The sequence below is a fragment of the Citrobacter sp. Ca225 genome, from assembly GCF_030337175.1.
Classification (GTDB): domain Bacteria; phylum Pseudomonadota; class Gammaproteobacteria; order Enterobacterales; family Enterobacteriaceae; genus Citrobacter_A; species Citrobacter_A amalonaticus.
Window position 1 is genome coordinate 88,478 of record NZ_JAOWCD010000068.1, and the last position, 15,957, is coordinate 104,434.

12 protein-coding genes and 1 other annotated feature are annotated in these 15,957 nt (G+C 54.6%); of the genes, 4 read left to right on the plus strand and 8 right to left on the minus strand.

Annotated features, from left to right (window positions below; genetic code table 11):
- Window positions 1–89: 89 nt before the first annotated feature.
- The 6 genes from htpG to OGW13_RS10385 form a co-directional block, all read right to left on the minus strand.
- Window positions 90–1,964 carry a molecular chaperone HtpG gene (gene htpG, locus OGW13_RS10360; RefSeq protein ID WP_044258926.1) on the minus strand — a complete coding sequence of 625 codons (1,875 nt, stop codon included), beginning with the start codon at window positions 1,962–1,964 and terminating at the stop codon, window positions 90–92.
- A 110-nt stretch (window positions 1,965–2,074) separates the two neighbouring features.
- A complete protein-coding gene (gene recR, locus OGW13_RS10365) occupies window positions 2,075–2,680 on the minus strand; it encodes a recombination mediator RecR (protein ID WP_043001549.1) in 606 nt (201 codons plus the stop codon).
- Window positions 2,680–3,009 (minus strand): YbaB/EbfC family nucleoid-associated protein, encoded by a 330-nt coding sequence (locus OGW13_RS10370; RefSeq protein WP_001515903.1) that lies wholly within the window; start codon window positions 3,007–3,009, stop codon window positions 2,680–2,682. Before OGW13_RS10370 ends, recR begins: the two co-directional genes overlap by 1 nt.
- Window positions 3,010–3,062: 53 nt before the next feature.
- Window positions 3,063–4,991, minus strand: coding sequence for a DNA polymerase III subunit gamma/tau (dnaX, locus tag OGW13_RS10375; protein WP_044258928.1), 1,929 nt, complete (start codon window positions 4,989–4,991; stop codon window positions 3,063–3,065).
- Window positions 3,666–3,730, minus strand: a sequence feature (DnaX frameshifting element). Its footprint overlaps the gene before it by 65 nt.
- Before the next feature lie 112 nt (window positions 4,992–5,103).
- Complete coding sequence (gene apt, locus OGW13_RS10380) at window positions 5,104–5,655, minus strand: adenine phosphoribosyltransferase (RefSeq protein ID WP_043001551.1); 552 nt, start codon at window positions 5,653–5,655, stop codon at window positions 5,104–5,106.
- Between the two features lie 164 nt (window positions 5,656–5,819).
- Window positions 5,820–6,197 (minus strand): DUF454 family protein, encoded by a 378-nt coding sequence (locus tag OGW13_RS10385; RefSeq protein WP_043001552.1) that lies wholly within the window; start codon window positions 6,195–6,197, stop codon window positions 5,820–5,822.
- Between the two features lie 69 nt (window positions 6,198–6,266).
- On the opposite strand from OGW13_RS10385, the gene priC reads away from it, so the two are divergent.
- Together priC and rsmS are read left to right on the plus strand one after the other, a co-directional pair.
- Window positions 6,267–6,794 (plus strand): primosomal replication protein N'', encoded by a 528-nt coding sequence (gene priC, locus OGW13_RS10390; protein WP_043001553.1) that lies wholly within the window; start codon window positions 6,267–6,269, stop codon window positions 6,792–6,794.
- Window positions 6,795–6,808: 14 nt separating this feature from the next.
- On the plus strand, window positions 6,809–6,970 hold the full coding sequence (gene rsmS, locus OGW13_RS10395; protein ID WP_043001554.1) for a pleiotropic regulatory protein RsmS: 162 nt from the start codon (window positions 6,809–6,811) through the stop codon (window positions 6,968–6,970).
- Window positions 6,971–7,089: 119 nt separating this feature from the next.
- Here rsmS and mscK read toward each other — a convergent pair whose 3' ends face one another.
- The gene (gene mscK, locus OGW13_RS10400; protein ID WP_044258930.1) at window positions 7,090–10,449 is read right to left on the minus strand and encodes a mechanosensitive channel MscK; all 3,360 of its coding nucleotides are present in this window, start codon (window positions 10,447–10,449) and stop codon (window positions 7,090–7,092) included.
- 119 nt (window positions 10,450–10,568) lie between these two features.
- On the minus strand, window positions 10,569–11,222 hold the full coding sequence (gene acrR / locus OGW13_RS10405) for a multidrug efflux transporter transcriptional repressor AcrR (RefSeq protein WP_044258933.1): 654 nt from the start codon (window positions 11,220–11,222) through the stop codon (window positions 10,569–10,571).
- Between the two features lie 141 nt (window positions 11,223–11,363).
- Between acrR and acrA the strand changes: the two genes are divergently transcribed.
- Window positions 11,364–12,557, plus strand: a complete 1,194-nt coding sequence (gene acrA, locus OGW13_RS10410; protein WP_043001556.1) for a multidrug efflux RND transporter periplasmic adaptor subunit AcrA — start codon at window positions 11,364–11,366, stop codon at window positions 12,555–12,557.
- A gap of 22 nt (window positions 12,558–12,579) precedes the next feature.
- The gene (gene acrB, locus OGW13_RS10415; RefSeq protein ID WP_043001557.1) at window positions 12,580–15,729 is read left to right on the plus strand and encodes an efflux RND transporter permease AcrB; all 3,150 of its coding nucleotides are present in this window, start codon (window positions 12,580–12,582) and stop codon (window positions 15,727–15,729) included.
- Window positions 15,730–15,957: the final 228 nt, after the last annotated feature.

Consider the following 15,957-nt stretch of genomic DNA (forward strand, 5'->3'; position numbering starts at 1 on the left):
CGGTTAATGAGGGAAAATTTAGAAAAGAGAGGCGATTAAAAGAAATGCCGGATTGCAATCACGCTTATCCGGCATTCACATCGCAGTTATCAGGAAACCAGCAGTTGGTTCATGCGGCGGATGAACTGGTTTGGATCTTCGAGCGTGCCGCGCTCAGCAAACAACGCCTGATCCAGCAGCAGTTCAACCCACTCGTTGAATTGCGCTTCATCCTGGGTATCCGCCGTGCGTTTCACCAGCACGTGGTCCGGATTGAGTTCAAAGATGTATTTCACTTCCGGTACGTTCTGACCCGCTGCGGCAAACAGTTTCGCCATCTGGGTGCTCATTTCGTCCGCGTCGGTGGTGACAATCGCCGGCGTATCCGTCAGACGGTGCGTCAGACGTACGTCTTTCACCCGGTCGCCCAGCAGATTTTTCACGCGCTCAACAAACGGTGTCAGCGCTTTTTCCGCTTCTTTCGCGCTTTCATCAACCTCATCGGCCAGCTTGTCGATAGACTCGTCCGCTTTGGCGACGGACTGGAACGCCTTACCGTCAAACTCGGTGAGGTAGTTCATCATCCACTCGTCAATGCGATCGGAGAGCAACAGCACTTCGATGCCTTTCTTACGCAGCAGTTCCAGGTGCGGGCTGCTCTTCGCTGCCGCATAGCTGTCAGCGGTAATGTAGTAAATCTTCTCCTGCCCTTCTTTCATGCGAGAGACGTAGTCTTCCAGAGAGACGGTCTGCGCAGAAGAGTCGGTATGCGTCGACGCGAAACGCATCAGTTTGGCGATGGTTTCCTGGTTAGCATGATCTTCCGCCGGCCCTTCTTTCATCACCAGACCAAACTGCTGCCAGAACGTCTGGTATTTTTCCACATCCTCTTTCGCCAGTTTTTCCAGCATCTGCAGAACACGCTTAGTCAGTGCGCTACGCAGGTTGCGGGTGACGGTGCTGTCCTGCAGGATCTCACGAGAAACGTTCAGCGGCAGATCGTTGGAATCAATAAGCCCTCGCACGAAGCGCAAATAGTTCGGCATGAACTGCTCGGCGTCGTCCATGATAAAGACGCGCTGGACGTACAGCTTCAGGCCATGTTTGTGATCGCGGTTCCACATGTCCCACGGTGCCCGCGACGGGATGTACAGCAGACTGGTGTACTCCTGCTTCCCTTCTACGCGGTTGTGGCTCCAGGTCAGTGGATCGGTAAAATCGTGCGCGATATGCTTGTAAAACTCGTTGTACTCGTCATCTTTGATTTCCGACTTGTTACGGGTCCACAGCGCCTGCGCCTTGTTGATTTTCTCCCAGGTAACGACGGTTTCGCCGTCTTTCTCTTCCTGTTTTTCTATCTCAACCGGCAGGGCGATATGGTCGGAATATTTGCTGATGATGGAACGTACGCGCCAGTCATCGAGGAACTCGTCTTCGCCTTCACGCAGATGCAGCGTGATTTCCGTTCCGCGATCGTCTTTGGTGATATCGGCAACGGTGTATTCACCTTCGCCCGCTGATTCCCAGAACACGCCGTTCTCCGGCTTGTCGCCTGCGGCACGAGTGCGGACCGTGACTTTATCCGCGACAATAAAGGCCGAATAGAAGCCTACGCCAAACTGACCAATCAGTTGGCTGTCTTTCGCCTGATCGGAGCCCATGGATTCAAGGAAGGATTTGGTCCCGGACTTCGCGATGGTCCCCAGATGATCGATCACGTCATCACGGTTCATCCCCACGCCGTTATCGGCGATGGTCAACGTACGCTTATCTTTATCGAAGGAGACGCGTACACGCAGTTCACCGTCGCCTTCATAGAGGTCCGGGTTCGACAGCGCGCGAAAACGCAGCTTGTCTGCCGCATCGGAGGCGTTAGAGATAAGCTCACGCAGGAAGATTTCTTTATTGGAATACAGAGAATGGATCATCAGATGCAGAAGCTGTTTTACTTCTGACTGAAAACCACGAGTTTCTTGTCCTTTCATGTAGATCTACCTCAACAATGCCATTTTCAATGGTAAAAACACGTTGAGGGTGAAATGGGGACAACCGGGGGGGATTTCAAGCGGAGGCCGCGAGCACAGCCTCCGTTTGTTCAGAATTTAATCTTGTGGCGTCCTGCCAGAGAATGCGACAGCGTGGTACCGTCCACCATCTCCAGTTCACCGCCGACCGGCACGCCGTGTGCGATACGGCTGGCGTCAACGCCATATTGCGCGCAGAGTTCAGCAATGTAGTTCGCCGTGGCTTCTCCTTCGACCGTCGGGTTGGTCGCGAGGATCACTTCACTGAGTTGCTCGCAGGACAGGCGCTGCTCAAGTCTGTCGAGACCGATATCATCTGGCCCGATGCCGTCGAGCGGCGACAAATGCCCCATCAGCACGAAGTAGCGCCCGGAAAACTGCCCGGTCTGTTCAATCGCATAGATATCCGCAGGACTCTCGACCACGCAAATCTGGCCATTTTCCTGACGACGCGGATTTGAACAGATATTGCAAACCTCTTGCTCGGTGAAGGTGCGGCAATCGGCGCAGTGACCGATTTCCGACATCGCCCGGGTGAGCGCTTGCGCCAGACGCATCCCGCCGCTGCGGTCACGCTGAAGCAGCGTAAACGCCATGCGCTGCGCCGACTTCGGGCCAACGCCCGGCAGGCAGCGCAGTGCTTCCATAAGCTGAGTTAACAGCGGGCTGGTTTGCATCAGAACGGCATCTTAAAGCCTGGCGGCAGTTGCATACCGGAGGAGACAGAGGCCATTTTTTCTTTCTGGGTCTCTTCAATGCGACGGGCAGCATCGTTAAACGCAGCAGCAACCAGATCTTCCAGCATCTCTTTGTCATCTTCGAGCAGGCTTGGGTCGATCTCCACGCGACGGCAGTTATGCGCGCCGTTGATGGTCACTTTCACCAGACCCGCACCGGATTCACCGGTCACTTCCAGCTTCGCGATTTCTTCCTGCATCTGCTGCATTTTTTCCTGCATCTGCTGGGCCTGCTTCATCAGGTTACCCAGACCGCCTTTACCAAACATAGGCTTCTCTCTCAATCACGTTAAGGGATGACAATCATAAGCGTCGCTTACGATCAAATGGGGCGGATACTCTCTTCATCCAGATCCGCATCGAAGAACCGACGCAGGGTCTGGATGTTGTTATCCGCAACTATCGACTCACGCGCCTGCGCAAGTTTCTCTTCATAAATCGCCTGACGCCACTCCAGCGGCGTTCGCACCGCCGGATTATCATCTTCTACGATGGTCAGTTCAACCGTTGATCCCGCAAGCTGACTCAGTGCTTCCGCCAGCTTTTGCTGCGCACCGCTGGAATTCAGGTGACGCTGGCTGGAACGCAAATGCAGACAGACCGCATTATCGTTCTCTTCTTTCCAGGCGTTGAGAGCGACCTGCTCAACCAGTTTTGGCAGCGAAAGCTGGCTGACCTGTGCCGCCCACGGATCGCGTTCAATCGCTTCTGCGGCAAGCTTAGCTGCCAGTTCCGGTGTTTTCTCATGCTCCAGCGCTTTTTTCAGCGCCTTTGGTGTCGCCACAACCTCTTTCACTTCAGCAACCGGCGTGGTCGCCTTCCAGCGATAGGCCTCTTTCTTCGCCGGCGCCTGCTCGAGCGCAGACGGTGCAGGACGAGCCTGTACGCGTTCTGATACCGAAGCCAGTCTTTCCAGCGCAGCGTTATTCACCGGCCGCGCGCGGGGTGCGGCTGCCGGTTCACTCTTTTTTGCTTTGGTTGCTCCCTGCGCACGTTGCAGTTGGTTGCGCGCCGCCAGCACCTGACTGGTGGATTCCGGTAGCGGTGCTGCCGGGGCCGGTTGCGCGGGTGCAGACTGCTGCGGCACCTGGGTCGGCGTCATTACCGCCGTTGGCGCGACAGGGGCAAATGATTGTCGCGGAACCTCGGGTTCTGGTAGCGGCATACGCGGATGAAACGCCAGCGCCCGCAGTAAGGTCATTTCAACGCCCATGCGTCTGTCTGGCGCGTACGGCAGTTCTTTACGGCCAATCAACAACGTCTGGTAATAAAGCTGAACGTCCGCCGGCGGCACGGTGCGCGCCAGTTCACGCATGCGCACTTCGATCGTCGCCATGTCGCCGCCGAGTGCGGCAGGAGACAACTGGACCAACGCAATACGGTGCAGCAGACCAAGCATTTCGACCAGCAGTGCTTCCCATTCGATTCCTCGCGCTGCGGCCTCGTTGACCAGCGTCATCACCCGTTCACCGTCGGCAGCGATTACCGCCTCCACCAGCGACAGCGCCTGATCGTCATCCAGCGTGCCGAGCATCGCGCTCACCGCCTGGGTGGAAACCTGGCCATCACCGCTGGCTATCGCCTGATCGGTCAGACTCAGCGCGTCACGCAGACTGCCATCGGCCGCACGGGAAAGCAGTTGCAGTGCGCGCGGCTCGTGGGCTATCTGCTCTTCGTTAAGAATGTGTTCAAGCTGATGGCGGATCTGGTCGACATCCAGCGCCTTAAGATGGAACTGCAAGCAGCGGGACAGAATGGTCACCGGCAGCTTCTGCGGATCGGTTGTCGCCAGCAGGAATTTGACGTGCGACGGCGGCTCTTCAAGCGTTTTGAGCAGCGCGTTAAAACTGTGGCGAGACAGCATATGCACTTCGTCGATCAGATAAACTTTGAATCGACCGCGCGCCGGGGCGTACTGGACGTTATCCAGCAGATCCCGGGTGTCTTCGACTTTAGTGCGCGAGGCAGCATCGATCTCAATCAGATCGACAAATCGCCCCTGTTCGATTTCACGGCAGTTATCACACACGCCGCACGGCGTGGCGGTAATGCCGGTTTCGCAATTCAGTCCCTTTGCCAGCAGACGGGCAATGGAGGTTTTACCGACACCCCGGGTACCGGAAAAAAGATATGCATGGTGAATACGCCCTAACGACAAGCCGTTCGCCAGTGCGGTCAGCACATGTTCCTGGCCGACGACGTCGGCAAAGGTTTGTGGGCGCCATTTTCGGGCTAAAACCTGATAACTCATTGGCTGGCTCTGAAACGCTGGAAGGTGGATTCATAGGGGGGAATGCTAACACAACCTCACTAATTCAGCGAGGTCATGTCTTCAGGTAATACGTCAGGTGCTGTTGAGCCGATTAGTGCCCCGGGAAAGGAACCAGGCTATAACAGTTGATGCCCTGCTGCGCCAGACGCTGTTCGCCGCCGAGGTCAAACAGGTTGATGATGAATGCCGCATCGGTCACTTCGCCGCCCAGACGACGGATCAGTTTCACGGTCGCTTCAATCGTACCGCCGGTTGCCAGCAGATCGTCAACCACCAGCACTTTATCACCGGCGTGGATCGCATCAAGGTGGATTTCCAGTTGATCGGTGCCGTATTCCAGTTCGTAGCTTTCAGCGATCGTTTCACGCGGCAGCTTGCGCGGTTTACGCACCGGCACAAAGCCAACGCCCAGACCCAACGCTACCGGCGCGCCAAACAGAAAGCCGCGAGCTTCGGTACCGACAACTTTGGTGATGCCTGCATTTTTGTAACGCTCAACCAGCAATTCGATGCTGAGTGCGTAAGCTTTCGGATCTTCCAGTAAGCTGGTGACATCACGGAAAAGAATGCCCGGTTTCGGGTAGTCCTGAATGCTTTTAATGCTATTTTTGAGAAACTCAAGCTGCTGTGCAGTTGCGGTCATAAGTTTGTGCCTGATTAATACGGTGTTACTTCACGGCGCACTATACACTTCATCCTTCAAGCGGCCTCTTTGTTGGCTGCATTAATTTGACCCAGTGCGCCTGTGCTCGAAAACGGTCGAATTTACTGGCTACCGCTCGCAATTGCAACCGCGATTATTATGCTTCAGTGCTTTTGTTGCTTTTCGTCAATCACAGGTATTCGCCACATAAATACCAGCAGGCAAGCCAGGATCACCAGCAGCAGGATCCGCACCCACCACATCGGGGTCAACCACAGCGATACGGCGAAGGTGATGAGGATCATTACGATCGCGCGGGGCTTAACGCCCGGCGGCATAGCCTTATATTTCTGCCAGAATCGCAAATAGCTGCCAAACCACGAGCGGTAGAGTAACCAGTTATGGAAACGCGGCGATGAGCGGGCAAAGCACCAGGCAGCCAGCAGGATAAACGGTGTCGTCGGCAATACAGGCAACACGACGCCCAGCGTCCCCAATACAACCGCCAGCCAACCCGTGATGATTAAAAGGATTCGTTGCATAATAAAGGCATATCGCAAACCAGAACGCTACTTTAGCATAACAGTTATCATTTTCATCGGAGTGTTACAGTGAAAACCGCCATGCTGCTGCAAAAGCTGGAAGATCAGCTCGCCCTCCTGCGCCAACGCTGTGCGCCGGTGGCGCAGCATGCCACGATCAGCGCCCGTTTCGATCGCCATCTTTTTCAGACGCGTAGCACCCTGCTCCAGGCCTGTCTGGATGAAGCTGAAGGCCACCTTCAGGCGCTACGTCAGGCGGTTGAACAGCAGCAACTGCCGCAAGTGGCCTGGCTGGCGGAACATCTGGCGTCGCAACTGGAAGCAATCTCCCGCGAAACCGCCAGCTGGTCGCTGCGGGAGTGGGACAGCGCCTCGCCGGGTCTGGCACACTGGCAACGCAGACGCATCCAGCATCAGGAATTTGAGCGACGTTTGCAGGAAATGACCGCGCAGCGCAAAGCGCGGCTGGCTCAGGTCACCCGTCTGGACGAACAACAAACGCTGCAACGCGAAGTGGAAATCTATGAAGGTCGTCTGGCGCGCTGTCGTAAGGCGCTGGACAATATTGAACGTGTCCTGGCGCGTTTAACTCGCTAATCCCTGGAGACGCTATGTCACTTGAAAACGCCCCGGATGAGGTCAAACTGGCCGTCGATTTGATTGTATTGCTGGAAGAAAACCATGTCGCCCCGGATACCGTCTTGAAAGCGCTGGAAATGGTTAAACGGGACTATGAAAAAAAAGTGGCTCAAACTGCTGACAAACTTGATTGATTTTTGCCGGATGGCGCTGCGCTTATCAGGCCTACATTTCTGAGCGGGTATTGGAATTTACCCTGCGTTGTAGGCCGGATTAAGACGCAAGTGACGCCATCAGGCATGCGATCGTTTGATTAAACCGCAGGCGTCGGATCGTCGCCTTTGATCTCGCGTTTCACCTCTGTGACCTCGTCGCCCTTCTCGTTGCGCAGATGCACTTCAAGCTGGTTAAAGGCGATATCAATGTTGTTTTCACGGCACAGACGATCGATTGATCGGTTCAGTTCATCAACCGTGTGGCTACGATCGCGAAGTTCACGCACGTACAGACGCAGTTCATGATCCAGGGTACTGGCGCCGAAGGTAGTGAAGAACACCGCCGGCTCAGGATCGTGCATCACCTTCGGATGCTCCATCGCGGCCTGAAGCAGGACTTTCTTCACTTTATCCAGATCCGAACCGTACGCCACGCCAATGCGGATCACCAGACGGGTGGTGGTATCAGACAACGACCAGTTGATCAGGCGCTCGGTTACAAACGCCTTGTTCGGGATGATCACCTCTTTGCGATCGAAATCGGTAATGGTGGTTGCGCGGATACGGATCTTGCTGACGGTACCAGAGAATGTGCCGATCGTCACCGTATCGCCAATCCGCACCGGACGTTCGAACAAAATGATCAAACCCGAGACAAAGTTACCGAAAATCTCCTGCAAGCCGAAACCGAGACCGACCGATAAGGCCGCCGCCAGCCATTGCAGTTTATCCCACGACACGCCGAGCGAACCGAAGACCGTCATCGCCCCGACGGCAATGATGATGTAGTTCAGGATCGTGGTGATGGCGTACGAGGCGCCCTGGCGCATTTTAAGACGCGACAGCACCAGCACTTCCAGCAGACCCGGCAGGTTACGGATCAACGCCCAGGCGACCATCGACGCGATAATGGCAAACAGCAGGCTGCCCATCGTCACGCTTTTCACTACCGCTGCGCCCGCTTCGGTGCCGTTGTAGTGCCAGAGCGTAATGCTGTCGAGATAGCTGAACACGGTGATCAGATCGGACCAAATCGCCCAGAACACCACCGCAAACAGTGAAATCATCAGCAGCATCGTAATGCGTAACGTTTGCTGGTTCACCTGCTCCAGCGCGATGGTGGGTTCTTCCTGTGGTTCCGCTCCTTCGGCCCCCTCTTTCACCAGATTCTGCCGACGCGCCAGTGCACGACGCCAGGCGATACGCCGCGCCGCGACGCTTAAACCGCGCAGCACCGTCTGATAGAGCAGGTTCCAGATGATGACCAGATAAACGGTTTCAATCCAGCGGCCCGACAGGCGCAGCGTGGTGTAAAAGTAGCCAGTTGCCGTCAGCACCATCAGCGCAATCGGGATGATAGACAGGATGGTGATCGTCACCAGGCGCAGGCCATGTGACTCTTTATCACGCCAGCTTTCGCGGCACATCGGCCAGACCAGAAACGCGATCAGCAGCAGGTTGAGGAAAATCATCGCCTGCCCCAGCACATCGTCCATCAGATGCAAGGGAGAAAGCTCTGCCACGACTGACCAGAAATGCAGCGGCAGTAGCGCCAGGCTGATGCGCACAATCTGGCGACGCCAGTGGCTGGTCAGTTGCGCAGGCATACCAAAATGGCGAATCGCCACCCCGTCTTTTTCGAGCACTTTCCAGCACAGTCCGAAAACCAGCCAGAAGATTGCCAGTTTTTTACTGAATGCCCACAGCAGATCGCTGATGTTTAACTGCATGGTCAGCAAAATCAGGCCGACCGCCAGAATCAGCAGACATACTGGCAGCGCGCGAATCAGATCGATCAGAATCGCTTTCGGTGTGTTTAGCTGACTGTCATTGCGCAGCGATCCCACCGCGGCGGCGAGTTGCTGCTGCCAGGCTTTCAGCCACTTCAGACGCCAGCGAATCAACCCGGCAATGAGCAGTAGCGGCAACCCGGCCAGGAAGGCGATAAACACCGCTGGCCACGCTTTTTCCCAGTTCACCGTGATTTTCATCGACTTGAACTGATCTTTCAGCGACTGCGGGAAGGCTTTGATCCAGTCCCAGTCCATTGGCCGGTTGCTGTTTACCCAGAAGATTTGCTGGGTCAGGATCTCTTTCAGGCTTTTCGAGACGCTCATTAACTGCTGCTGATTAATTTGCAGATTAATGGCCATCATGAGCTGATTACCCAGTTGCTTGTTCAATTGGTCCAGCAGTTCACGGCGCATATCGACAACCTGCAGCAGCGCATCGTGGACTTCGTCATTCACTTCGTTGCTGTGGCCTTCTTCCAGCTTAGCCACGAACGCATCGTTCTGGAACAACGCGTCACGCTGCTGGTTAATTTCGAACTGCTCCAGACGCAGGTCCGCAATGCGGTTGGTCATGTCAGAGAGTTCATCCGCCGACGGCAGCGTTTGCTGCTGTTGATAGAGAATACGCGACAGCAGCAGACTGCCCTTCAGCACCGCGATTTGTTCTTTGATATTGCGTTCAGATTGCAGCGCGCGGTCCAGCCAGTTTTTGACCCTAATGTTTTGCTGCATCAGCGAGTTGCCATTTTCCGTCGCGGTGATCAGGCGCTGGCTGAGCTGATGGTTGATTTCCAGCTCCTGTTTCACCAGTGGGTTGGCCTGGATCCGCGCGGTTTCATCCGGGGAAATGGCCTCCTGCGCCGTTTTTTCCGTTAAGGTCAGACGCTTGCTGTTGACCGCTTCCTGCAGTAACTGTAACTGGTGCTCGAGCCGGTTGCTGTTTGCCGTAATATAGTCACGCTGTTTTTGCAGGGTGTCCTGCAACACCGTATTGCCTTCCAGGCTTTTACGTTGTTGATCGATCTGGGCGTTCAGTAACGTCTGCTGGGCCTGTAAAAGCACCTGCTGAGTCGGTCGTAACGCCGCTTCGCCCACGCTGGTGCCGTCCAGTCGGTTGCGAATCTGCTGAAGCTGCTGAGAAGCCGTATACATCGCATTTTGTACACGCTCGGGCTGTGTTTGCAGGGAAACGAGCTGGCTGTTATAGGTGGCGAGATCGTTTTGCGCGTTCTGCAAATCATCCAGAACCTGCGCCACGCGCAGTTCTAACTGGCGTAATGAAAGCGTACTGAGCGTCTTACGCGTTTCATCATCATTATCCACATCGCTGAGCGCACTCAGCGCCTCTGTCGCCTGACGCATTTTTTCTGGTGCCTGCGCCACGCGCTGACGGAGCTGGGTCGTCTCGTCTTTCACCCGCTCGATTTTCTCAAGCGTTGCAATGGTCTCGACGAGATCCTGCTGAACCAGTTTATCCTGCGCGGAGAGGTCTTTTTGCTTATTGAGCGTATCCAGTTGGCTTTGCACATCCGCCTTCGAGGGCAGATCGCTGTTTGACGATGCGCGAGCAAGCGCCAGAGACTGGCAGGACAGCATTAAGATGAAAACAGCCACCGTGATAAAAACTCGGTGCTGAGCACGTTTATAGAGCGGCAACATAGTCATGTGAATGAAGGTTTCTGAACCGAAAAGACGACCGAAAATAGTCAACGCGCAAGAATATCACGGCTCTGTCAGACAGAATAGCGGCAGCGAAACCGACCAGGATTATTCCTGGAGTAGCGTCAGGATACGGCGTCAGGCCCCGTCGACTGTAAGGTGGGACAAAATGTTAACATTTCCAGCAAAACGGCGACGTAATCCCGCGCTTCTTTTTTGAGATCAAACGATTGGGGGGCAAAAAGCCAGTTTTCCATCAGACCTGAAATCATGGCGCGCATCATCACCGCCGCCCGCCGCGTAATCAAATTTGCAGGCAACATTTTTGAATGAATACAATGATCTAAAGTTTGTTCAATCCGATCATAGCTTTCGAGACAGATGTTTCTTTGCGCCTGCTGAACTATAGTCATTTCTCCCACAAATTCACATTTGTGGAATATAATCTCCATCAATAAACGTCGCCGTTCTTCTGTCACGGTAGATTCAAGGAGATGAACGAGTATTTCTCTTAACACTGATAGTGGATCGTCGGGGAATTTTGCCTGATACTCAGTCTCAAGCTCACCAATACTGGATTCTGATAGTTCCCAGATTTCACTAAATAAATCCGACTTGTTTTTGAAATGCCAATAGATTGCACCGCGAGTTACGCCAGCGGCTTTTGCAATCTCCGCCAGCGAGGTGGAAGATACCCCTTGTTGCGAGAACAACCGTAGCGCTACATCCAGGATGTGTTGTCGTGTTTCCTGCGCTTGTTGTTTGGTTTTTCGTGCCATATGTCGGTGAATTTACAGGTGTTAGATTTACATACATTTATGGATGTATGTACCATAGCACGACGATAATATAAACGCAGCAATGGGTTTGTGGACTTTTGACCATTGATCAATTTGAAATCGGACACTCGAGGTTTACATATGAACAAAAACAGAGGGTTTACGCCTCTGGCGGTCGTTCTGATGCTCTCAGGCAGCTTAGCGCTTACAGGATGTGACGACAAACAGGCCCAACAAGGGGGCCAGCAGATGCCAGAAGTTGGGGTTGTGACGCTCAAAACCGAACCTCTACAGATCACAACTGAACTGCCGGGTCGCACCAGTGCTTTCCGTATTGCGGAAGTTCGTCCTCAGGTAAGCGGGATTATCCTGAAGCGTAATTTCGAGGAAGGTAGTGATATCGAAGCAGGAGTGTCTCTCTATCAGATTGATCCTGCGACGTATCAAGCCACTTATGAAAGCGCGAAAGGCGATCTGGCGAAAGCCCAGGCCGCTGCCAGCATCGCTCAGGTAACGGTTAACCGTTATAAAAAGCTGCTCGGCACGCAGTACATCAGCCAACAAGATTACGATCAGGCGCTGGCCGATGCGCAACAGGCGAATGCCGCTGTCGTTGCCGCGAAAGCCGCCGTTGAAACCGCGCGCATTAACCTGGCGTACACCAAAGTGACCTCTCCGATTAGCGGCCGTATTGGTAAATCTGCCGTGACGGAAGGCGCGCTGGTGCAAAACGGTCAGGCGACAGCGCTGGCAACCGTGCAGCAGCTCGATCCTATCTATGTTGACGTGACGCAGTCGAGCAACGACTTCCTGCGTCTGAAACAAGAACTGGCTAATGGAACGTTGAAGCAGGAAAACGGCAAGGCGAAAGTCGAGCTGGTGACCAGCGACGGCATCAAATTCCCGCAGACCGGTACGCTTGAGTTTTCAGACGTGACCGTCGATCAGACCACCGGTTCTATCACCATCCGCGCCGTCTTCCCTAACCCGGATCACACCTTATTGCCGGGAATGTTTGTTCGCGCGCGTCTGGAAGAAGGAACCAACCCTACTGCGTTACTGGTGCCGCAACAAGGCGTGACCCGTACGCCGCGCGGCGATGCTACCGTGCTGGTTGTGGGTGCGGATGACAAAGTGGAAAACCGTCAAATCGTGGCCAGTCAGGCGATTGGCAACAAATGGCTGGTGACCAGTGGTCTGAAAGCAGGCGAACGCGTCATTATCAGTGGGCTGCAGAAAGTGCGTCCTGGTGCGCAGGTGAAAGCACAAGAGATTACCGCAGAGAACAACCAGCAAGCCGCTAGCGGTAGCCAGCCTGAGCAGTCTAAGTCTTAACTTAAACAGGAGCCGTTAAGACATGCCTAATTTCTTTATCGATCGCCCCATATTTGCATGGGTGATCGCCATCATCATCATGTTGGCAGGGGGGCTTGCGATCCTCAAGCTGCCGGTCGCGCAATATCCGACGATTGCGCCGCCCGCAGTGACGATCTCCGCAACCTACCCTGGCGCTGATGCCAAAACCGTGCAGGATACGGTCACGCAGGTTATCGAACAGAATATGAACGGTATCGATAACCTGATGTACATGTCCTCAAACAGTGACTCCACGGGTACCGTGCAGATCACCCTGACGTTTGAATCCGGTACGGATGCAGATATCGCGCAGGTTCAGGTGCAGAACAAACTGCAGTTGGCGATGCCGTTGCTGCCGCAGGAAGTACAACAACAGGGTGTGAGCGTTGAGAAGTCGTCCAGTAGCTTCCTGATGGTTGTCGGGGTTATCAATACCGACGGCACTATGACGCAGGAAGATATTTCGGATTACGTCGCCGCCAACATGAAAGACACCATCAGCCGTACTTCCGGCGTGGGTGACGTTCAGCTGTTTGGTTCGCAGTATGCGATGCGTATCTGGATGGACCCGACCGAACTCAACAAGTATCAGTTGACCCCGGTCGATGTCATTGCGGCTATCAAAGCGCAGAACGCCCAGGTAGCTGCCGGTCAGTTAGGCGGTACGCCGCCGGTGAAAGGCCAGCAGCTTAACGCATCGATTATTGCCCAGACCCGTCTGACGTCAACCGACGAGTTCGGCAAAATCCTGCTGAAAGTGAACCAGGACGGCTCTCAGGTTCGCCTGCGTGACGTCGCGAAAATTGAACTGGGCGGCGAGAACTACGACATCATCGCGAAGTTCAACGGTAAACCGGCCTCCGGTCTGGGGATCAAACTGGCGACCGGCGCGAACGCGCTGGATACCGCCGCGGCGATCCGTGCCGAACTGGTGAAGATGGAACCTTTCTTCCCGTCAGGCCTGAAAATCGTTTACCCGTATGACACCACCCCGTTCGTGAAAATCTCTATTCACGAAGTGGTGAAAACGCTGGCGGAAGCGATCATCCTCGTGTTCCTCGTGATGTATCTGTTCCTGCAGAACTTCCGCGCGACGCTGATCCCGACTATTGCAGTACCGGTCGTTCTGTTGGGGACCTTTGCGGTGCTTGCCGCTTTTGGCTTCTCGATAAACACCCTGACGATGTTCGGGATGGTGCTCGCCATCGGCCTGTTGGTGGATGACGCCATCGTGGTGGTCGAGAACGTCGAACGTGTCATGTCCGAAGAGGGGTTACCGCCGAAAGAAGCCACGCGTAAATCCATGGGCCAGATTCAGGGCGCACTGGTGGGTATCGCGATGGTGCTGTCCGCGGTATTTATCCCGATGGCTTTCTTTGGCGGATCTACCGGTGCGATTTATCGTCAGTTCTCCATCACCATTGTGTCCGCAATGGCGCTGTCCGTACTGGTTGCGTTGATCCTGACGCCGGCGCTGTGCGCCACCATGCTTAAACCGGTTGCCAAAGGCGACCACGGTGAAGGCAAGAAAGGTTTCTTTGGCTGGTTTAACCGCATGTTCGATAAGAGCACGCACCATTACACCGACAGCGTGGGTAATATTCTGCGCAGCACCGGTCGTTATCTGCTGCTGTATCTGATCATCGTCGTCGGCATGGCGTTCCTGTTCGTCCGTCTGCCAAGCTCCTTCCTGCCGGACGAAGACCAGGGCGTATTCCTGAGCATGGCCCAGTTGCCTGCAGGGGCGACTCAGGAACGGACGCAGAAAGTGCTTGATGAGATGACCGACTACTTCCTTACCAAAGAGAAGAACAACGTTGAATCGGTGTTTGCAGTTAACGGCTTCGGCTTTGCCGGTCGTGGTCAGAACACCGGTATCGCGTTCGTCTCATTGAAAGACTGGGCTGACCGTCCGGGTGAAGAGAACAAGGTTGAAGCCATTACCCAACGCGCTTCTGCCGCCTTCTCGCAGATTAAAGACGCCATGGTATTCGCCTTTAACCTGCCCGCGATTGTGGAACTGGGAACCGCGACTGGTTTTGACTTCCAGTTGATTGACCAGGCGGGACTCGGTCACGAAAAACTGACCCAGGCGCGTAACCAGTTGTTCGGCGAAGTGGCAAAACATCCGGATCTGCTGGTCGGCGTTCGTCCGAACGGTCTGGAAGATACGCCGCAGTTCAAGATTGATATCGACCAGGAAAAAGCACAGGCGCTGGGTGTTTCCATTAGCGACATTAATACCACGCTGGGTGCCGCATGGGGCGGAAGCTATGTGAACGACTTTATCGACCGCGGTCGTGTGAAGAAAGTTTACGTCATGTCCGAAGCCAAATACCGTATGTTGCCGGAAGATATCGGTAACTGGTATGTGCGCGGCAGCGATGGTCAAATGGTGCCATTCTCAGCCTTCTCGTCTTCACGCTGGGAATACGGTTCACCGCGTCTGGAACGCTATAACGGTCTGCCTTCTATGGAGATCTTAGGTCAGGCGGCACCGGGTAAGAGTACCGGTGAAGCGATGGCAATGATGGAGCAGTTGGCCAGTAAGCTGCCATCCGGTATCGGCTACGACTGGACGGGGATGTCCTACCAGGAACGTCTGTCCGGTAACCAGGCCCCTGCCCTGTATGCCATCTCACTGATTGTCGTCTTCCTGTGTCTGGCGGCGTTGTATGAGAGCTGGTCGATTCCGTTCTCCGTTATGCTGGTGGTTCCGCTGGGGGTAATTGGTGCGCTGTTAGCGGCCACTTTCCGCGGTCTGACCAACGACGTTTACTTCCAGGTGGGCCTGCTCACAACCATTGGGTTGTCGGCGAAGAACGCGATACTGATCGTCGAATTCGCCAAAGATCTGATGGATAAAGAGGGCAAAGGCCTGATTGAAGCGACGCTGGATGCGGTTCGTATGCGTTTACGTCCGATCCTGATGACCTCTCTGGCGTTCATTCTGGGCGTTATGCCACTGGTTATCAGCTCCGGTGCCGGTTCCGGCGCGCAGAACGCCGTAGGTACCGGCGTTATGGGCGGGATGGTCACCGCAACGGTTCTGGCTATCTTCTTCGTCCCGGTCTTCTTTGTGGTGGTACGCCGCCGCTTCAGCCGGAAAAGTGAAGATATTGAACACAGCCATTCCGTAGAACATCGCTGATGCTCATCTGATAAAAGGCCGCGCAAGCGGCCTTTTTTTCGAATGAAATCAGCAAAAGGGCTTATTGATACCTTGTTGACTTTTGGTTGTAGATAATAAAGGTTATAATCCACAAGAGGATGAAGGCTATTTCTGGCCATTTGGCTTATGGCTTATTCCCTGCTTAACCACTCATTATTAAGACAATTCCTGGGGGGCATCCGTTTCTGGTTTCGTGCCGGAGGTAAG